Raw genomic sequence first — 17,748 nt, 5'->3', positions numbered from 1 at the left:
CTCTCGGGTAGTTAAAAGAAAAAATAATCGCTTGTTGACGCGCCGCAGGGCCGGCTCGTTCCAGGCCGATATTAGGGCAGTACGCGTATTTTCAAGCGGGGGCGCGGCGGTAATTTTGCCGGCGAGAACAATAAATTCAACAGGTTAAAAAGCATCTTAAGGTATAATGCGCCCCACTTATGTTGGAAACTTGCAGCAAAGACATTTACAAAGTCAAAGGCCGGCTGATTTATCAAAGCCACGATGACGACGGCGTCATCGAAGTGGTCGAACACAACGGCGTCAGGTCGCTGCACTTCGGTTCCTCCGCAACACAAAGCAGCCTGCGCATCGACGATCCGGAAAAACTGGAACTCGCCTATCTGCGCGCGATGAATAGCTGGATGCTGTTTAAAGATGCGCCGGAGCAGGGTTTACTTTTGGGCCTGGGGGGCGGCTCGCTGGCCCGGCATTTATTATATCATTTTCCCGATTGCCGGTTAGTCGCGGTCGAATACCGGAAAGACGTAGTCAGAGTCGCGCGCAGCCATTTCGGGTTGCCGCTCGATGCGCGGCTGAAGGTGATTCTCGGTGACGGCGGCGATTATGTGCGCCGCCGAGCCGAAACTTCAAGCGGCTATTTCGATCTTTTATTCGTCGATATTTTCGATCACGACGGCATGTCGCCGTCGCTGTCGAGCATCGCGTTTTTCGACGCCTGCCGGACCTTGCTGAAGGATGATGGCCTGTTGGTCGTGAACCTGTGGAACACCGACAAGGATCTGTTCGAGGCGTATTGCGACTGGCTGAACGAAGCGTTCGAGGAACGCGTGCTGTTTCTGCCGGTCAACGAACACGACAATATTATCGCGCTGGCCTTCAACAAAGGGTCGCCTGCGTATTCGCTGAAGGCGCTGCGCAGCCGGGCCGAAGCGCTCGAACCGCTTTACCGTATCGAATTTTCGAGTTTCCTGAGAACGCTCGTCAAATCCAATCCCCGCGTCATCAACCGAGTCATCAAATGATCCATTCCGTGTTACCCGCCGCGCCTTATCTGTTCGGCTACCGCAAATTCTGGGCGCACCGCTTCGGCCCGGCGCCGGCGCTGCCGATGAGCCGCCAGGAAATGGAGGCGCTCGGCTGGGACAGCTGCGACATCATCCTGGTGACCGGCGACGCCTATATCGATCACCCGAGTTTCGGGATGGCGCTGATCGGGCGGGTGCTCGAAGCGCAGGGCTTCCGAGTCGGAATCATTTCGCAGCCCGACTGGACTTCGGCCGACGACTTTCGGAAGCTCGGCCGTCCGAATCTGTTTTTCGGGGTGACCGGCGGCAACATGGATTCGATGGTGAACCGTTACACCTCCGACAAAAAAATCCGTTCGAACGACGCCTACACGCCGGACGGCGCGGCGGGCAAGCGGCCCGACCGCGCGGTCAGCGTCTACTCTCACCGCTGCCGCGAGGCATTTAAGGAGGTGCCGATCATCATCGGCGGGATTGAAGCGAGCCTGCGCCGGATTGCCCATTACGATTACTGGTCCGATACGGTCAAGAAATCGATCCTGCTCGACTCGAAGGCCGATTTGCTTGTTTACGGCAATGCCGAACGCCAGATCGTCGAAATCGCGCACCGGCTGGCGCGCGGCGAAGCGCTCTCCGAGATTACCGGCATTCGCGGCACCGCGTATTTCGTGAAAGAGATTCCGGAAGGCTTCGCGGTGAAAGACTCGACCGAAGTCGACAAGCCGGGCGTCGTAATGTCGCCGCAGAATCCGTACCAGGAGCAGCCGGCCTGCGATGCGAAGCCGGCTGAAACCGTTCCCGGCGAGAACGTGGTTCAATTCGACAAAACGCTGCTCAGAAACCGGCGCGCGAACACCGTGATCCGGCTGCCCGCCTATGAAGATGTGAAGGACGATCCGGTGCTGTACGCGCATGCCTCACGGGTCATGCACGGCGAAACGAATCCGGGCAATGCGCGTCCATTGATCCAGCAGCACGGTCAGCGCCAGGTCTGGATCAATCCGCCGCCGATCCCGTTGACCACGAAGGAAATGGACGGCGTCTTCGGCCTGCCGTATTCGCGCCTGCCGCATAGGACTTACGGCAACGCGAACATTCCGGCGTTCGAAATGATCCAGCATTCGGTCAACATCATGCGCGGCTGCTTCGGCGGCTGCTCGTTCTGTTCGATTACCGAACACGAAGGCCGGATCATCCAGAGCCGCTCCGAGGATTCGATCATCCGCGAAATCGAAGCGATCCGCGATACTTCGCCCGCTTTCACCGGCCACATCTCCGACCTGGGCGGCCCGACCGCGAATATGTACCGGCTCGCCTGTAAAGACCCGAAAATCGAAGCGGCCTGCCGGAAACCGTCCTGCGTGTTTCCCGGCATCTGCCCGAACCTGAACACCGACCACACGCCGCTGATCAAGCTGTACCGAAGGGCGCGCGCCTTGCCCGGCATCAAGAAGATCTTCATTGCTTCGGGCCTGCGCTACGACTTGGCGGTGACTTCCCCTGAATACGTGAAGGAGCTGGTCACCCACCATGTCGGCGGCTATCTGAAAATCGCGCCCGAACATACCGAGCAAGGACCGTTGTCCAAAATGATGAAACCCGGCATCGGCACTTACGACCGCTTCAAGGAGATGTTCGACAAATATTCGAAAGAAGCCGGCAAGGAGCAATACCTGATCCCGTATTTCATCGCTGCGCACCCCGGTACGACCGACCGGGACATGCTGAATCTGGCGTTGTGGCTGAAAAAACACGGCTTTCGGGCCGACCAGGTGCAGGCTTTTCTGCCGTCGCCGATGGCGATCGCGACCGCGATGTACCATTCCGGCCTCGACACGCTGCACAAGATCGGCCGCAACGCCGACAAGATTTACATCCCGAAAAGCGTCAAGCAGCGCCGTCTGCACAAAGCCTTCCTGCGCTACCACGACCCGAACAACTGGCCGCTGCTTCGCGAAGCGCTGAAGGAAATGGGCCGCAGCGACCTGATCGGCAACGGCAAGCACCACCTTGTCCCCTCCTTCCAGCCCAAAGGCACCGGCATCGCGCCGGAAAAGGTACAGCGCTTTAGGACCAAACATACTGGCATTGAAGCCGGTTTGACCGGAAAAACCAGAAAATCTGTGGCCTTCAACAAACGCGTAGTGAAAAGCGTAAAATGAAAATATCGGCCGTGAGCTTCGGATCAACGTACGGCCGGAGATGGTCCGTTTTTCCAGGCTCTATTTGAGTCGTTCAAAAATGTTGGTCAAAATAAGATTATTCTGTATAATGCGCAATTCTTCGCTGGCGTAGCTCAGTTGGTAGAGCAGCTGATTTGTAATCAGCCGGTCGCGGGTTCGAGTCCCATCGCCAGCTCCAGATAAATCAAGGGTTTAGATGAAAGTCTAAGCCCTTTTTTATTTCCGGTGCTACGCTGGTGCTACGGTCTTGGTCAAGCTCGGGCACAAAAATGCCGCCTTCACACACACGCAACACTTGCGGATTCGTCGCCGCTCCCGATCCGCCAGCATGAAACCCTTGTATAAACCTTGACATTCTTCGGCAGGAATTTGGGACAGAGGGCGGAGTTGGCTTTCGGTGGGGTTGGAAACCAAGGTTTCCAAATTAAGGCTCAGTTCAATTTCGGCGGACGTTGCTAAACGATTGACGTGTCGCCGGGTAAACCCAAATTCCTTTTCGCCGGCTTCAAGCTTGGTATCGACTTCGGCTTTGACTTCGTCTGGGGCGGATAGGTAGGCGAGGGCGGCTCCGATGCTCAAATCGGAACTGTGGTTCCGATTTGAATCGTCTAACAAGTGAGGCATTTCGCTCGCCAGTTTCATGTACTTTCGAGCTTGCCTGTCAGACACCCGGCAATTCCCATCCAGCCACTTGCCGAACTCGCCGTGTGGTAGGGCAAAACCCGCGCCATAACCTCACTGTGCCGCGCCTTGCTCATGCAGTGGCCCGGTCGATTGTTTCCCATTCAGCGCACAATCAATTCTCTAGCATGATTCCGTGCCAACTCTCTGAAACCCGCGCCAGCCGTGCATTACAGACGGGCATGATTATTGCTATAGGCGTTGTTTCCTGAAAGTAGCACATGACCGCTTGCCCCGATCCGATCAACGCCAAGGCTGGCGCGGGCTGCGGGCATCGTCGCGGCGGCGGTCACGAAATGCCGCCGCCTGCGCCTGCTCCCAAATCGCTTGCCGCTCTTCGGCGGGAACTTGGGAGAGGGGGCGGAGTTGGCTTTCTGGCACGTTTGGGCCAATTGGCCCAAGCTCAAACTCAGTTCGATCTTCGCGGCGGCGGTCACGAAAACGCCAGGCACAAAAAAGCCGGGTTGCCCCGGCTCTGGTGGTCAGTGCAGAGAACGCGGTGATGGGTCGACGATCACTATCTGTATCCAGTTAAATTCTCTCGGCGGGGCCTTGTCAGGATTAGCCTGCTTCCATTGCTCGACGGCTTCGCCCTTCAATCGCTCGATCACGTCGTCCGAATCGCCCGCCTCGGTGATAATGAGCAGCCAGATTTCGGGCAGCGCCTGTGCCGCCGATTCCAATTTGTTCAGTCTCGTTTTAATGCTCATGCGGCTTCGCTCATCTCATATCCAAACGGAACCAAAAAGATAATGTTCTCCGGCTCGGTCTTGTCTGGGTTATTCGCTTTCCATCGTTTGATGGCTTGCGCCTCTGTCTCGCCGTTCAAAACGCCGATCAGCTCCCACTTCTTAGGAGTGCTGGCCGGTTGCCGCTGCTCGAGTTTTTCCAATCGGGTTTTGATGCTCATTGCTTAGCCTCCAGCGCCTCAACACGCTTCTCTAAATCGCTGCCCTCAATCACTTTGCCGACTGCCTGAAGGCACCAGACGAGTTTGCTGGCCGTCGCCGGGTCGATCATTTCCGAACGGGCTTCACGGTAAACCTTCGCCATTTCGCGCCGGACATCTTGCAGCGTGTCCAGCTTGCAGCGGTAACGCTGGCCTTTCTGATGGGGTATGGGCTCGACTTCGCCCGTGGTTCCGTCTATCTCGACAGGGTATTCGTTTGCCATTTTTCAGCCTCCTTAGGCCGGGTCTGGTTGCGTTTTTCGACATCCTAAACCCTGAGTTTACAATTAAACGCTGTTCATTTCTCAAAACCCTACCGGGTCATTGTAATACGGTGCCCGATCATCATACGTTCCCCGTGGCGGTGCCGGGTTGCTCTGTCCGCCGTCGGTATTGCCGCGCCGCTTCTTGATGTCATACGCCGACAATGCCGCCGATACCGTGATGTTTAAGCCGTGTTTCGTTTCGCCGGTCGTCTTGTCGGTCCACTGGGACGGTTTCAAGGCTCCGGCCACGCTCACGGCGTCGCCTTTCCCAAGCTTGCCGATCCGCTCGGCCACGTCCGTAAAGGCAATGCCGGACACAATGACCGGTTCGCCGTCGCCGGTCGGAACGGACAATAGGAAGTTACAGTAAGGTTTTCCGGACGGTCCGGTCTTCAATGCCGGATCGCGAAGCAGCTTGCCGGTGATGAGTGCGTCAATCATGGGGGTAGTCCTCGTTCATTACAGGTTCAATGTGTGTGGCGGCCGGGTACTGCGCTTGCATTTCATCAATGGTCATGCGCGGCATCTGGCACAAATAACACTGTCTGCCGTCCGGCCAGGTCGCCAGGAATCTGAAATAGCGCCCGGCTGCATTGTGTTCGGCTTCGCTGATCGTTTGGCCTCTTGGTGCAGGATCCGGCTTCGGTGCCGGGTTCTCGGGCCTCGGGTTCATCTGGCGTAACCAAGCCGCATGTTCGGCGTCTCTGGCTCGGGTCGTCATCGGTGTGCCGCTTGGCGTCCAGATTTCGACCATGAGCGGGTCGGTGGCGGGTGCCGGCTCGGTCGTATCGCTGGCCGATAGCTCTTTCACAATCTCGGCTTTATGCGCCTTCAAAAACTCCCGTTGTTCAGGGGTCAGCCTTGACGCCGGGCTGACCGTGAAGGTGTCGCCGGATAACGAAACCTCGAACCCGGCGCGTTTAATTCTTTGTAAGGCGTCCAAGTGGCCTCCTAAAAATATATGGAATGGAATCAAGCCAAAAAACAGCATTTCCTACACTTTCAACAACGGCGCGGCTTTCAGGGGGTGCAACCCTACACTCAGGTGTAGGATAAACCTACACTTCCCCTTAAAAATGCTCGGAATCGTCGTCAGCATGAGGTCGAAACGCTGTGATTTTTACGCCGGTTAAACCTTGGCCGCTGCCTCGCCTTGAAGCGACAGTATCAATACCCAAAGTCTTAAGCATGTCGGTCATGGTGGCGCGAAACCGCCGCAATGCCATCGCCTCACGCTTGTTCTCGCCGCACCAGCGTAAATAGTTCGGGTATAAGTGGCTATCGGCATCCACGAACCCTCCGGCCCGATCAGGCTTATTTTTACCAATCTGAACCCAAAGCCCCGGCTCGGGGGTCAAGTTTTCCTGGATCCAATCAGCTACCGGGTTCTGCTCAAATAATGCCTCTTTGGTCGACGCCAGGCAGGCCGCCGGAGGATGTTGGAAAATGCGCGTGACATCATCGCGAGACAATGCCAGCGCCCAATTGATAATCGCCGGGATTTCCGCCAGGATCGCATCCTCACCGCCGCGCTGCCGGAACGCGGCCTTTTCCTCAGCCGTGAATCTGTGTTGAAACTCGACAACCAGTTCCCGCCGCGCCAGCCCTGAGGAATAGTCGGTTGCCGCCAGGTGCGAGTTTGAGGCGATAATCACCATGCCTTCGAATACGAAAGACGCGCCTTGCTGGACATTCTTCTTTTCCAGTCGTACCGGATCGCCGCCGGTGATCGACTTCAGAACGTCCACGCTCCCGTTATAGCGCCCGGCATCCCCGATAATGGCGAGCTTCTTGTCATGCAATCCCGCCGTTTCAAAACGATTGCCGTCCAGGTTTTTAAGGTCCGTCGTGACGAAATTGGCCTGCCCGATCAGTGCCTTTAGGATTCTGAGGAACGTCGATTTTCCAGTTCCGCCCACGCCGAATAAGTAGATGAACCGCTGCACGTCATAACGCCCGTTCAGGCAGGCGTTGATAAACGCCCGCAACAGCTCGACCATTTCGCTATCGCCATCCAGCGCCTCACCTGCCCAGCGGATAAACGCCGGACACTCGGCGCCTTTGACATAGGCATGAGGGATTGCCCACGTCAGCGCATTACGCGGCGAGACTGGCAACAGTTCGCCGGTGCTCAGGTCCAACAAACCATTGCCGAACGGAATCACGCCGCCAATTCCTTGGGGTAAGGATAGGCCGCCAGATTTCTTCAGAATGCTCAGAACGCCGGACAAGTAGGCGTTTTTAAACCCGATAGGGTCGGTTCCAGCATAAACCGCCTGCGTGATCGCCTGCTCTGGGTGGGCCTTCGGTACATTACGCCAATGGTCGCCCGCGAACTCGTACCATTCGGTTATGGTGTCATCAAAAGCAAATCGATCACCGAAATATTCGGCCAGCAATCCGGCTGCTTTTGACTCGATGATGAGCTTAGTCTTGCTGCTGCCATCGGAAAGATTTTCCTCATAGGTCAAATCAGGCGGGTTTAGTGCAGGATTTCCGTTTTTAGTGCAGGTTGAGTGTAGGTTAAAACCCTCTGTAACCCTTGATTTTGCAGGAAGTGCAGGAAGTGCAGGATTAAAATCAGGCTGTAATATTTTTTCCCCTTGAATCCGGTCAAAATATTCCTCGACGCTCGAAACGTATTCAGTGCTCATAACCGAATCCCCATCAACAGCGCCGCATCACGCAGCCGTTCATGCGCCAACGCCACGCGGTCGGCGTCTGCCGTGGTCAACGGGTGGCCGGTTGAGACCTGAGCCGCCGCCAGGGTGACAATCCCGGACTCACGCGCCAGAGCCTTGAGCACATCATACGGATTGAACTGAGCGGCTCTGCGGCCTTTGGTGTAGGTGGGCCGCTCCGGGTACAGGTCTGCAAAGGTCAGCGCCACGGCGGCCAATACCTCAGCGGGCGGACAGCCCGAGAAACAGTGGAATAAAATTTTTTCGTCCTTCTCGGTCACGACCAGGGACGGGTTTTTATCATCGTGAGCAGGGCATATCGCAACAAAGCGGCCCGGTCCGGTGCGCTTGACTCCATCGAGTCGGGAAGTTAATTTTTCTATCATGTGGAAATCCTTGACCAGGGTGCGCTCCAATGCGCCAATGCGCCAAATGTGATAAAATCACACTCGTTCATTGTGGTGGAATGGAAGCGCAAAACCCCGGCCTATGGTGGTAGGTTCGGGGTTTCTTATTGCCCAGTGGAATCTGCGCCAACAGTACGCGATTCCAGGAAGGCATCGAGCGCCGATTTGCGGTATTTGACCAGACGGCCAACCTTAATGAATGGGATGTTGTAGCGTTTGGTGCAGCGCCAAACCTCAAGCGTCGAGACGGTGACTCCGAGATATTCGGCGGCCTGTTGTGTGTTCAGAAGGTCTGTGTTGGGTTGCAGCATGTAGTAATCCCCCTTGGGGTTTTATTAAGGCAAGCTGCATAATGGGCGTGAGAAAATAGGGTTTGAATTAAATCACGATTTTTTTAATCATTGTTGAGTAGGTCAGCAACAGCCGCTTCCCATGAAGCAATATCGTCATTGATTTCATGCCACTTGTAAGCCTTCCTGTATAGCTTGGCCCATTTGTCATTACGGGCTTTAAAGTAAAGCTTTCGTAACGCCTCGCCAGGGTCTTTATCGGTAATATCTGATTCTTTTGCCTCTATAAAGGATTTCCACGGCTCCCGCTTCGACAAAACATCAGCAGCCCAATCGATTGATTTCCCGTTAATCGCTAGACGCTCAAGCTCCACAACTAGGCAACCAAGAATATATGGCGTCCATTTGCTTTTTCTGCCTTTCTTTTGGGGTTTTGGGTACAATTTTCTTGCCAAAGTCAAAGCAAGCTCATACCACATAAACGGGCTTTCCTCTATGCCAAGCTCGGCGCAAAGATCAAACATTCTTTGAATATCTTCTAGGTCGTGTTTGGTTTTTTGCTCAACGTTATATTTATCGAGTGCAATCAACAGACCGGACCCACTATAAGGCGGGGGCGGGAATTTTATAGCCATCTGAAACACTCCATCAAAGTGCAATTATCACGAAGGGATTAACCGGAAAGCGCGTGATGAATACGCCTTGTCGGCCCGTCGGCCTATCCGGTTAAATTCAGTTTATGCTTTCTTCTTGATTGGCACAATCACGCCCGACTCTTTCAAGCCGCCCGCCGCCAGCATCGCGCCGGTAGCCCGCTCGACCGATTCCCGGACCGGATCAAGATCCAGCCGCGCATAAATGGCCGTCGTTGAAGGTGATTTGTGGTTAAGGGATTTGCCGACAATCGCCAGTGATGCGCCGGTTTTGGCCTGCCAGCTTCCCAGCGTGCGCCGCAAGTCGTGGATCCGTAGATTATCAATGCCTGCCCGATCCAGCACGCGCCGCCATGCCTTCTTGGGTTCGACGATATGCCCGGTTGCGCCGGTGCCGGGGAACACCCAAACTGCATGACAGCCTTGCCGATTACGCAGGATTTCGGCAGCTTCCGGGGACAAAGTGACAGTCTGCGGTTCGCCATTCTTAGTGGTCGGGATGCGCCATTCGGCCCGCGCCAGATTGATCTGGGTCCACTCCATTTCCAGAACATTGGAGCGCCGCGCTCCGGTCAGCAGCGCCATCAAAAAGTAATCGCGCAAGATGTCGTTCGGTTCCTCGGCCAGGGCCTTGAAAAACGCGGGCAGCTCGTCCGATTGCAGGAAGCGGTCGCGCTTGGTTTCGGGAAACTTCTTGATTCCGTGCGCCGGATTCGCGCCTTTGAACAACTTGCGCTCGGCGGCATAGCCGAACAGGCTCGACGCCATCGCAATCACGCGGTTCGCCGTCGTGGGGTGCTCCTTGCCGATCGCTGCATGTAATTTGCCGAAGTCAGTATCCTTGAACTGCGACAGTTGGCGCTTACCCCATTTCTCCAGGTACAGACCGAAGTCGTAACGGTAGCTGCGCTTGGTTTTCTCGGACAGGAACGCGCCGCGCTTATTGCGCCGATGCTTCAGGAATTCGTCAAACAGCTCTTGCAGGGTGGTCTCGGTCTTTAAGGCTCTGGCGTCGGTGTTGGGGTTAATCTTCTGCGCGATTAACGCGCTCAGCCGCGCCGCTTCCTTTCTGGCATTCTCGATGGACATATCGGGGAACTTGCCGATAGTGACGCGCTCCGGCTTGCCGTCTACGCGTTTTTGAATGAAGAACGTCTTTGTATTGCCCGAGTGCCGAAGTTGCAGCCCGGCCGCGTTCTTGTGAGTGTCGTGGTAAACGAGCCGTTCGCCGGGTTTTGGCTCTCTCAGTGCTTCAATCTTGGGCTTGGTAAAGTCGAAATGTGTTGTCATGGCTGCCTTTGCGTCAATTTCTGGTGCTACGCTGGTGCTACGCTCTCGGTCAAAAACCGTTAAATTTAGTGTAGCACCGTTAAGGCTATGATAGGCTGAACGTATTGGTTTGTAAAGGTTTGTTAAGGTTAAGCAATCAGCAGAAAATAGCAGGCCTTCAAATTTGTAATCAGCCGGTCGCGGGTTCGAGTCCCATCGCCAGCTCCATAAATTAATAAGGGAATCAATGAACTACAACTTCATTGATTCCCTTTTTTATTGCCCTGCGATTTCGTTGCGTGAATTTTGCGTGACACGCCGACGCAGACCTTTTTCACCGCAGCAATCAGATTTTCCAATTCGGCTGACGAATAATGATCCGTGATTCGGCTCGATTTGTGGCCTAATAAATCCTGTCGGTCTTCAAACGCAACATTCACCGCCCATAAGCACCGGTCGAACGTGATGTGTCAACACTTTTCCGGACAGACGGTCAAGCAGCTTTTTGCTGTAATTCATAGTTCACAGGCGACAGATAACCGTTGGCGGAATGAAGTCGCTCGCGGTTGTAAAACCCTCGATATATTCAAACACCATCTGTTTAGCCTCCGATTGGGTTTGACCTATCTTGTATCAGCTCGGTTTTTAGGCTGTGAAAGAAGCTTTCCGAAACTGCATAATCCCAGCAATTGCCCTTACGGTTCATGCTCTGCCGGATGTCATGCAGCGTTAACAGCGCTCGATGACTTTCCGACGCATATTAGCTGCCGCGATCGGTATGTTACATCAGCCCCTTCTCTGGCTTTCGCTTCCAAAGGGCCATCAATAGGTGTCATTCACCCGCTGAGTCCGCCTATGCTCTGCCATGGACCAGCCCATCACCTGCCGGGAAAAGAAATCAATCACTACGGCCAAATACAGTCAGCCTTCCTCCGTTGCATGCTGTTCTGTTGGATAGTGCCGGGAAGTGCAAAAGAGGCTAAAATTAATCACCAGCTCGCGTTACTTGTAGACGACCAATGAAGTTCCACGTTTGTTGAGTTCGCCGCCTGTTGCTTTGTAGAAAGAAAGATGGTCTAGCAGCTACTTTAAGACCGGAAATTTCAACATTCAACCTTAGTTCTGCCATTTGGAACTGGCTGCATAAACTGCCAAAAGGGTAAATACATGAGGGCACTGTAATCTAATGACTCGTTTTCCGATTACAACGGAAGTCAGCATCAATAAATTTTAGGGATTCTTTGTTGATAGCACTACAAAAAATGCTCACGCCTTACCAAACTCAGTATTACGCCTGGTTGCTAACCCGTCGCGCGGCAGGCGATACGGTCGAATCGTTAGCTTCCACGTTGGTCGATGCGCAAGTAGACCTTAACCCGCATCAGGTCGAGGCTGCTTTGTTTGCCTGTAGAAACCCACTCTCTCGTGGCGTGATCCTGGCCGATGAAGTCGGCCTTGGTAAAACAATCGAAGCGGGTTTGGTGATTTCTCAGCATTGGGCCGAGCGCCGCCGTCGCATTCTGATTACCGTTCCCGCCAATCTGCGCAAGCAATGGCATCAAGAGTTGCAAGACAAATTCGGCCTGCAAGGTCTGATTTTAGAAGCGAAGAACTACAACGCCATCCGTAAACAAGAGCGCCGCAATCCGTTTCAATACGACGATGGACCGGTCATCTGTTCATACCAATTCGCCAAAGCCAAAGCGAATGATGTTCAAGCGATTCATTGGGACTTGGTCGTTCTGGACGAGGCACACCGGCTACGCAATGTCTACAAGCCCAGTAACGTAATCGCCAGAACGCTTAAGGAAGCCTTGGAGCGCGTTCATTCCAAAGTGCTATTAACTGCAACGCCATTGCAGAACTCCTTACTGGAACTGTACGGCTTGGTTAGCATCATCGATGATCGGGTATTCGGAGATCTCGACAGTTTCAGGGCGCAATTCAGCAGCCAAAGCCGAGATACCGCATTCGCCGGTCTTCGAGCGCGCCTTGCCCCCGTCTGCAAGCGTACCTTACGACGGCAGGTACAACCCTATGTCTCGTACACCGCAAGACGCGCCATTGTCCAGGAATTTACGCCGTCCACCGAAGAAAAAGAACTGTCGGCACGGGTGGCCGATTATCTGCGTCGCCCCAATCTCAAGGCTTTGCCGGACGGTCAACGTCAGTTGATCTCTTTGGTGTTATGGAAATTATTGGCTTCGTCTACCCATGCGATTGCCGGTGCCCTGGAAACGATGGCGAATCGCTTGCAAGGCCTGATAGAGCCGATTCAAGAAGTGCCTAACCTCGCCGAAGCCTTGGACGAAGATTACGAGTCTTTGGACGAAACCGCCGATGAATGGGATGAGTCTGCCGTCACGGACGATAAGCAAAATGCCGACGAGCAAGCCGCGATTGCCGAAGAGATAGCGGAACTGCGTCAATTCAAAAAGTTGGCCACCAGCATTCGCGACAACGCCAAAGGCAAGGCACTCTTAACCGCGCTCGAACGCGCTTTTGCGGAATTGGAACGGCTGGGCGCGCCGAAGAAAGCCATTATCTTTACCGAGTCCAAACGCACTCAGGAATACCTGCTTTCACTATTGGCCGAAACCGAATACGGTGCAGGCATCGTGCTTTTTAACGGCGCCAACAGCGATGCTCGGGCGCAAGCTATTTACAAAGAATGGTTGCAACGGCACCAGGGTACGGATCGGGTGACCGGTTCCAAAACCGCCGATACCCGTGCCGCATTGGTCGAGCAGTTCAAAGAAAACGGCACCATCATGATCGCCACCGAAGCCGGAGCCGAAGGGATTAACCTGCAATTCTGTTCCTTGGTGATCAATTACGATTTGCCTTGGAATCCGCAGCGCATCGAGCAGCGCATTGGCCGCTGTCATCGCTACGGCCAAAAATTCGATGTCGTGGTCGTCAACTTCGTGGATCGCAGCAACGAAGCGGATGCTCGCGTTTACGAACTCTTGGCGCAGAAATTTCAACTCTTTGAAGGCGTGTTCGGCGCCAGCGACGAAGTACTCGGGGCGATTGGTTCCGGGGTGGATTTCGAGCGTCGCATCGCCGAGATTTACCAGAACTGCCGCGACCCGGAAACCATCCAGACCAGCTTCCAGCAATTGCAAAACGATCTATCCAACGAGATCAACGAAGCGATGGTCAAAACTCGCCAACTGTTACTGGAAAACTTCGACGAAGAGGTGCAGGAAAAACTACGCGTCCGCGCCGAAGACAGCGTCGCTACCCGTAGCCGCTACGAGAAAATGCTGATCGACATCAGCCGCGCTGAACTGGGTGGCTGCGCCGAATTCGACGATAGCGGCTTTAGATTGCTTCGTCTGCCTGATCAGCAATTGCAAAACGTTGAATTAGGGCGTTACGAATTGCCCCGACGCAGCGGCGATGCTCATTTATATAGAATCGGCTACCCCTTGGCCGAATGGGTTACGCATCAAGCCAAAAGCCGCGTATTACCCAACGCCCGCCTGATTTTCGATTACGACGCTTATGGCACTCAGGTCAGTACGCTCAAGGCCTATCGCGGTCAAGTGGGGTGGCTGGCGGTTAAGCTCGTCACTGTCGAAGCCTTGGGCAGCCAGGAACAGCATCTAATCGTTGCCGCCAGCACAGCCGATAGTCGCATATTGATCGAAGACGATCCGGAAAAATTGTTACGTTTTCCTGCGACCTCTACTTCCTTTACTGGGGAGAGCGGAGGTGAAGTGCAATTACCTATCGTTCTAGTCGAAGACCTTGAAACGCGCAAACAAAACCTGCTCCGCGAGATCAATCAACGCAATCTGGGCTATTTTCAGCAAGAAGTCGAAAAACTGGATGCCTGGGCAGACGACCTGAAGCTCGGCCTGGAGCAGGAAATTAAGGAAATTGATAGAGAAGTGAAAGAGATTCGCCGCACTGCCGCGACTGCGCCGACACTGGATGAAAAGCTGCATTGGCAAAAACGTCAGCGGGAACTGGAAACTAAGCGTAACAAGCTCCGCCGCGAATTGTTCGACCGCCAGGATGAGATCGAGTCGCAGCGTAACGATTTGATCGGACAGTTGGAACAACAACTTCAGCAACAGGTTAGTGAACAAATCTTGTTCACTATTGAGTGGGAATTAATCTGATGGCAACCTTTCTCGCTCGACCACTCGAACTTGATCTGCTTCGTCAAAAGCTTGACGCAGACTATTCGACCCTAATCACTGGAACGGGAAACACTCCAGAGTCTCGACGCAGCAACTTCCTGTCTAAAGCAATCGCGGCATTCGTTCTACATGAAGGCGCTAGAGCTACTTTGGACGAAGCGGTGGCAGCCAGCATCGACGGCGGTCAGGATCATGGTATTGATTCGGTACTTGTTGCGCCGGATCAAACGATCTGGCTCGTCCAATCCAAGTACAAAGACTCAGGCAGCGGCGAGCCGGAACTCGGTGACGTATCGAAATTCCGCGATGGTATAACCGACTTCTTGCAAGGGCGCTGGGATCGTTTCAATAACGCGCTGCAAAACCGACAGGCAGTAATCACCAACGCTTTGAACAGTGGTGTCTGCAGAATCAAAGTCGTTCTTGCCTATTCCGGCACGGCCGTGTCCGATGACCGGCGCGACATATTTGCCGACTTAGAGCGTGCGTTCAATGGTACGAATCCGGGTTTTCTTCGGTGCCATGCCTATGGGCTCACGACGCTCCACGACCTGCATTTGGACGGGATTTCGGCCCAGCCCATAGAAGCCGAAGTCGAGTTGAGAGACTTCGGCTACACGCAGGAACCCTACCGGTCGTTCTATGGCCGCATGGATGCCAAGCGACTCGCTGAACTTTGGGCGGCGCATAAAGAGCATCTGGTTGATCGGAACATTCGCCGTTTCAAGGGCACGACCACCGTCAACACTGGACTGAGCGAGACCCTGCGACAAGAAGCGCAACACTTCTTCTACTTCAATAACGGGGTCACCTTCCTCTGCGATTCTATACAGGAGCAGCATCCGCGTGATCCAAATCGGCAGGCTGGCAGGTTTCGCGTTCGAGGCCTGTCCATCATCAACGGAGCGCAGACGGTTGGTGCGATAGCCCGCGAGCCGTTGGCTCACTACGAAGCGCATCCCGCAGTCGTCATGGCGACATTCGTTTGCCTTGAAAATGCGCCTGACGGCTTTGGTGATCGTGTTACCCAATCGCGTAACCGCCAGAATGCGGTAGAATTGGAAGACTTTGCCGCGCTCGATGAGCGGCAGGCCATCTGGCAGCAAACCTTGCAGATGGCCGGCATTACCTATCTGGTCAAACAGGGAGCGGACGATCCGCCGTTATCGCCGACCTGCTTCAGCGCACGTGAACTCGCCCCGCTTCTGGCTTGCACCGTAACCACGAACGACTGGCAGGACTACGTGGTCGCAGCCAAGACCGATAGAAAGAAGCTGTTTGGTCGGGAGGGATTGGTACCAGCTACCGATCCCTTGCGTCAGGCCTACGAGCGGCTTTTTGCCGATTCACTCACCGCAAGACAAATGTGGCGAACAGTTCAAATTGGCCGAATAATCTTGGAGAAAGTACGGGTACGCGCCAGGGTTGAGAGTGACCCTACCGGCTTACCAACAGGGACACTCCCTGCACGAGAGATTCTCAATCACGGCGTCTGGCTGATTCTGCACGTCATTTTCATCCGGCTACAATTACAAAACGGGCCGACGTTAGCTCTAATTCAGAATAAGCTGACAGCCATTTCATACGAAGTTGATCTTGTTTGTGGGCGTCTTGTGAATACTGTACAAAGCATACTGTGGAACAAGCAGGCGCGTAGCGTATTCGAAAATAAGACTGATTGTCGAACGGTGAAAGGACGCCTGATGGCTGCCTTAGCACAGCAGAGTTAGGAATAATGTAATGAGTAAGCAAAAACTCGAATTCACCTGGATTGGCAAAGACAAGCGTCCGCAACTTCAGTCGCTCATCCCGCTGCCCGAGTTTTGCAAATGACACAACCGCTATCACTGGAGGCCGTTATGCAAGCCATCGAATTAGAAACAACGATTATTAAAGGCGAGATTCACGTCAAATTGCCGACGGAAATTACCGCCGAAAAAGCCAGGTTGCTGGTGTTGTATGAAGAGGCGCCTAAGGCGGTTAGCGAAGCTTCATCCGGGTTGTTGCAATTGCTCGACAATCTAACCGCTCAACGCAATTGGCCCGAAAAAACCAAAACTGAAATCGACAACATGCTTAATGAGGAAAGAGAGTCCTGGGATTGACGCCGATGAACCGTATATATTGGGACAGTTGCATTTTTATCTATTATCTGGAAGGCAGCGAGGACGTGCGGCTTAAGCTGCGCGCTCAACTGCTCGCCACGCCGAATGCCGTCTTATGCCACACGGCATTGACAGAGCTGGAGTGCCGCGTTGAACCGATGCGCAACAACAAATACGATTTGTTGAACCAATATGACCGCTTGTTTACCAGTCCGATGACTCGCCGGCTGGTTTTAGACGACGCCGTCTATCGGCGCGCTACCGAATTGCGTGCGGCACAGCGCCTAAAAACGCCGGATGCTTTGCATCTGGCAGCGGCTATCGGGCAAGGTTGCGACTCGTTCTGGACGCGCGACAACCGCTTGGCGCAAGCGGCAGCGGGGCATATCCAGTTGATTGTTCCTGTATGAATACGCATAGGCCATGAGCAAACAAAAACTCGAACTCACTTGGATCGGCAAGGCCAAGCGGCCTCGACTGGAGCCGTGGATTTTGCTGGAAGACGCGGAAAAGTCGTATCACGCCAAGTATCGAAGGTTCCGGGTAGGTCCGAATTTACTTGCGCCCTCATGGGTATTCGCACAGATAGAAAACAACCATGCCGTATGATGACTTGCGTAAAGGCCGATTTAACGAATCATCACGCGCGTATTTCGTGACCACGGTTTTGGCGGAACGGGAAGCAGCCTATTTCCGCGATTTTCATTGCGCTCGATTGGCGATTGCTCAAATGCGCAATCTGCATGACGCTGGCGCGGTTGACTCCCTGGCTTGGGTGGTCATGTCGGATCATGTGCATTGGTTATTTCGGTTGGGAGAAACTCATACGCTTTCGGAAATTATGAAAGCCTATAAAGCGCGCGCCGCGCATCTTGTAAATGGTTATTTAAATCGACAAGGCGCGGTATGGCAAAAAGCCTTTTACGATCATGCGTTACGTGAAGAAGAGGATGTTCGGGCAATCGCGCGTTACATTGTAGCCAACCCGCTGCGGGCGGGCTTGGTTGAAAATATCGGCGATTATCCGCATTGGGATGCGATATGGTTATAGAAATTTGTGCGAATAAATTCGCACCTACATTGTAAAGCGCACTAATCAAGAA

At 54.0% G+C, this 17,748-nt stretch carries 19 protein-coding genes, 1 tRNA gene and 1 pseudogene; 9 read left to right on the top strand and 12 right to left on the bottom strand.

All coding sequences use genetic code 11. The features are described from left to right. Nucleotides 1-179: 179 nt before the first annotated feature. The 3 genes from METAL_RS16485 (at nucleotide 180) to METAL_RS16475 (ending at nucleotide 3,368) form a co-directional block, all read left to right on the top strand. The gene (locus tag METAL_RS16485) at nucleotides 180-1,004 is read left to right on the top strand and encodes a spermine/spermidine synthase domain-containing protein (protein WP_005374121.1); all 825 of its coding nucleotides are present in this window, start codon (nucleotides 180-182) and stop codon (nucleotides 1,002-1,004) included. After that, nucleotides 1,001-3,169 (top strand): YgiQ family radical SAM protein, encoded by a 2,169-nt coding sequence (locus METAL_RS16480; RefSeq protein ID WP_005374120.1) that lies wholly within the window; start codon nucleotides 1,001-1,003, stop codon nucleotides 3,167-3,169. Before METAL_RS16485 ends, METAL_RS16480 begins: the two co-directional genes overlap by 4 nt. A 123-nt stretch (nucleotides 3,170-3,292) precedes the next feature. Further along, a tRNA-Thr gene (locus METAL_RS16475) sits at nucleotides 3,293-3,368 on the top strand. Between the two features lie 50 nt (nucleotides 3,369-3,418). Here METAL_RS16475 and METAL_RS16470 read toward each other — a convergent pair. The 12 genes and pseudogenes from METAL_RS16470 to METAL_RS21695 all read right to left on the bottom strand — a co-directional run. Then, nucleotides 3,419-3,859 (bottom strand): hypothetical protein, encoded by a 441-nt coding sequence (locus METAL_RS16470; protein WP_245549401.1) that lies wholly within the window; start codon nucleotides 3,857-3,859, stop codon nucleotides 3,419-3,421. Between the two features lie 494 nt (nucleotides 3,860-4,353). After that, nucleotides 4,354-4,581 carry a hypothetical protein gene (locus tag METAL_RS16465; protein ID WP_005374119.1) on the bottom strand — a complete coding sequence of 76 codons (228 nt, stop codon included), beginning with the start codon at nucleotides 4,579-4,581 and terminating at the stop codon, nucleotides 4,354-4,356. Continuing rightward, complete coding sequence (locus METAL_RS16460) at nucleotides 4,578-4,781, bottom strand: hypothetical protein (RefSeq protein ID WP_005374118.1); 204 nt, start codon at nucleotides 4,779-4,781, stop codon at nucleotides 4,578-4,580. The genes METAL_RS16465 and METAL_RS16460 overlap by 4 nt, the downstream gene beginning before the upstream one ends. After that, nucleotides 4,778-5,044 carry a hypothetical protein gene (locus tag METAL_RS16455; protein ID WP_005374116.1) on the bottom strand — a complete coding sequence of 89 codons (267 nt, stop codon included), beginning with the start codon at nucleotides 5,042-5,044 and terminating at the stop codon, nucleotides 4,778-4,780. The genes METAL_RS16460 and METAL_RS16455 overlap by 4 nt, the downstream gene beginning before the upstream one ends. A gap of 81 nt (nucleotides 5,045-5,125) precedes the next feature. Further along, nucleotides 5,126-5,527 (bottom strand): single-stranded DNA-binding protein, encoded by a 402-nt coding sequence (locus METAL_RS16450; protein WP_005374114.1) that lies wholly within the window; start codon nucleotides 5,525-5,527, stop codon nucleotides 5,126-5,128. After that, nucleotides 5,520-6,029, bottom strand: coding sequence for a hypothetical protein (locus METAL_RS16445; protein WP_005374112.1), 510 nt, complete (start codon nucleotides 6,027-6,029; stop codon nucleotides 5,520-5,522). The genes METAL_RS16450 and METAL_RS16445 overlap by 8 nt, the downstream gene beginning before the upstream one ends. A 127-nt stretch (nucleotides 6,030-6,156) precedes the next feature. Further along, nucleotides 6,157-7,740: a DNA primase family protein gene (locus METAL_RS16440; protein ID WP_005374108.1), complete on the bottom strand. Its 1,584-nt coding sequence runs from the start codon at nucleotides 7,738-7,740 to the stop codon at nucleotides 6,157-6,159. Continuing rightward, a complete protein-coding gene (locus METAL_RS16435; protein WP_005374102.1) occupies nucleotides 7,737-8,153 on the bottom strand; it encodes a CHC2 zinc finger domain-containing protein in 417 nt (138 codons plus the stop codon). The genes METAL_RS16440 and METAL_RS16435 overlap by 4 nt, the downstream gene beginning before the upstream one ends. A 125-nt stretch (nucleotides 8,154-8,278) precedes the next feature. Beyond that, nucleotides 8,279-8,485 (bottom strand): helix-turn-helix domain-containing protein, encoded by a 207-nt coding sequence (locus tag METAL_RS16430; RefSeq protein WP_005374100.1) that lies wholly within the window; start codon nucleotides 8,483-8,485, stop codon nucleotides 8,279-8,281. An 83-nt stretch (nucleotides 8,486-8,568) separates the two neighbouring features. Continuing rightward, the gene (locus METAL_RS16425; RefSeq protein ID WP_005374093.1) at nucleotides 8,569-9,099 is read right to left on the bottom strand and encodes a hypothetical protein; all 531 of its coding nucleotides are present in this window, start codon (nucleotides 9,097-9,099) and stop codon (nucleotides 8,569-8,571) included. A 102-nt stretch (nucleotides 9,100-9,201) separates the two neighbouring features. Beyond that, nucleotides 9,202-10,407, bottom strand: coding sequence for a tyrosine-type recombinase/integrase (locus METAL_RS16420; RefSeq protein ID WP_005374092.1), 1,206 nt, complete (start codon nucleotides 10,405-10,407; stop codon nucleotides 9,202-9,204). Between the two features lie 472 nt (nucleotides 10,408-10,879). Continuing rightward, nucleotides 10,880-11,322, bottom strand: a pseudogene (locus tag METAL_RS21695) (IS3 family transposase); the annotation flags it as partial. A 326-nt stretch (nucleotides 11,323-11,648) separates the two neighbouring features. Here METAL_RS21695 and METAL_RS16410 point away from each other — a divergent pair. The 6 genes from METAL_RS16410 (at nucleotide 11,649) to METAL_RS16385 (ending at nucleotide 17,696) form a co-directional block, all read left to right on the top strand. Then, nucleotides 11,649-14,519 (top strand): SNF2-related protein, encoded by a 2,871-nt coding sequence (locus METAL_RS16410; protein WP_005374088.1) that lies wholly within the window; start codon nucleotides 11,649-11,651, stop codon nucleotides 14,517-14,519. Then, nucleotides 14,519-16,270 carry an AIPR family protein gene (locus tag METAL_RS16405; protein WP_005374087.1) on the top strand — a complete coding sequence of 584 codons (1,752 nt, stop codon included), beginning with the start codon at nucleotides 14,519-14,521 and terminating at the stop codon, nucleotides 16,268-16,270. The genes METAL_RS16410 and METAL_RS16405 overlap by 1 nt, the downstream gene beginning before the upstream one ends. A gap of 129 nt (nucleotides 16,271-16,399) precedes the next feature. Further along, nucleotides 16,400-16,645, top strand: a complete 246-nt coding sequence (locus METAL_RS16400) for a hypothetical protein (protein WP_005374086.1) — start codon at nucleotides 16,400-16,402, stop codon at nucleotides 16,643-16,645. 5 nt (nucleotides 16,646-16,650) lie between these two features. Further along, nucleotides 16,651-17,055, top strand: a complete 405-nt coding sequence (locus tag METAL_RS16395; protein ID WP_005374085.1) for a type II toxin-antitoxin system VapC family toxin — start codon at nucleotides 16,651-16,653, stop codon at nucleotides 17,053-17,055. Nucleotides 17,056-17,068: 13 nt separating this feature from the next. Continuing rightward, nucleotides 17,069-17,254 carry a hypothetical protein gene (locus METAL_RS16390; RefSeq protein WP_005374084.1) on the top strand — a complete coding sequence of 62 codons (186 nt, stop codon included), beginning with the start codon at nucleotides 17,069-17,071 and terminating at the stop codon, nucleotides 17,252-17,254. Then, complete coding sequence (locus tag METAL_RS16385; RefSeq protein ID WP_005374083.1) at nucleotides 17,244-17,696, top strand: REP-associated tyrosine transposase; 453 nt, start codon at nucleotides 17,244-17,246, stop codon at nucleotides 17,694-17,696. Before METAL_RS16390 ends, METAL_RS16385 begins: the two co-directional genes overlap by 11 nt. Nucleotides 17,697-17,748 lie beyond the last annotated feature (52 nt).

The organism is Methylomicrobium album BG8 (assembly GCF_000214275.2).
In the GTDB taxonomy this organism is placed as follows: Bacteria; Pseudomonadota; Gammaproteobacteria; order Methylococcales; family Methylomonadaceae; genus Methylomicrobium; species Methylomicrobium agile.
The sequence above is the reverse complement of the archived record's forward strand: the minus strand, read 5'-3'. Positions and strand labels throughout refer to the sequence as shown.

Excerpts from the sequence above, each read along its gene's own strand:
- METAL_RS16485 (WP_005374121.1), top strand. The coding sequence starts at position 180 with ATGTTGGAAACTTGCAGCAAAGACATTTACAAAGTCAAAGGCCGGCTG.
- METAL_RS16480 (WP_005374120.1), top strand. The coding sequence starts at position 1,001 with ATGATCCATTCCGTGTTACCCGCCGCGCCTTATCTGTTCGGCTACCGC.
- METAL_RS16465 (WP_005374119.1), bottom strand. The coding sequence starts at position 4,581 with ATGAGCATTAAAACGAGACTGAACAAATTGGAATCGGCGGCACAGGCG.
- METAL_RS16460 (WP_005374118.1), bottom strand. The coding sequence starts at position 4,781 with ATGAGCATCAAAACCCGATTGGAAAAACTCGAGCAGCGGCAACCGGCC.
- METAL_RS16455 (WP_005374116.1), bottom strand. The coding sequence starts at position 5,044 with ATGGCAAACGAATACCCTGTCGAGATAGACGGAACCACGGGCGAAGTC.
- METAL_RS16450 (WP_005374114.1), bottom strand. The coding sequence starts at position 5,527 with ATGATTGACGCACTCATCACCGGCAAGCTGCTTCGCGATCCGGCATTG.
- METAL_RS16440 (WP_005374108.1), bottom strand. The coding sequence starts at position 7,740 with ATGAGCACTGAATACGTTTCGAGCGTCGAGGAATATTTTGACCGGATT.
- METAL_RS16435 (WP_005374102.1), bottom strand. The coding sequence starts at position 8,153 with ATGATAGAAAAATTAACTTCCCGACTCGATGGAGTCAAGCGCACCGGA.
- METAL_RS16430 (WP_005374100.1), bottom strand. The coding sequence starts at position 8,485 with ATGCTGCAACCCAACACAGACCTTCTGAACACACAACAGGCCGCCGAA.
- METAL_RS16425 (WP_005374093.1), bottom strand. The coding sequence starts at position 9,099 with ATGGCTATAAAATTCCCGCCCCCGCCTTATAGTGGGTCCGGTCTGTTG.
- METAL_RS16420 (WP_005374092.1), bottom strand. The coding sequence starts at position 10,407 with ATGACAACACATTTCGACTTTACCAAGCCCAAGATTGAAGCACTGAGA.
- METAL_RS16410 (WP_005374088.1), top strand. The coding sequence starts at position 11,649 with ATGCTCACGCCTTACCAAACTCAGTATTACGCCTGGTTGCTAACCCGT.
- METAL_RS16405 (WP_005374087.1), top strand. The coding sequence starts at position 14,519 with ATGGCAACCTTTCTCGCTCGACCACTCGAACTTGATCTGCTTCGTCAA.
- METAL_RS16400 (WP_005374086.1), top strand. The coding sequence starts at position 16,400 with ATGCAAGCCATCGAATTAGAAACAACGATTATTAAAGGCGAGATTCAC.
- METAL_RS16395 (WP_005374085.1), top strand. The coding sequence starts at position 16,651 with ATGAACCGTATATATTGGGACAGTTGCATTTTTATCTATTATCTGGAA.
- METAL_RS16390 (WP_005374084.1), top strand. The coding sequence starts at position 17,069 with ATGAGCAAACAAAAACTCGAACTCACTTGGATCGGCAAGGCCAAGCGG.
- METAL_RS16385 (WP_005374083.1), top strand. The coding sequence starts at position 17,244 with ATGCCGTATGATGACTTGCGTAAAGGCCGATTTAACGAATCATCACGC.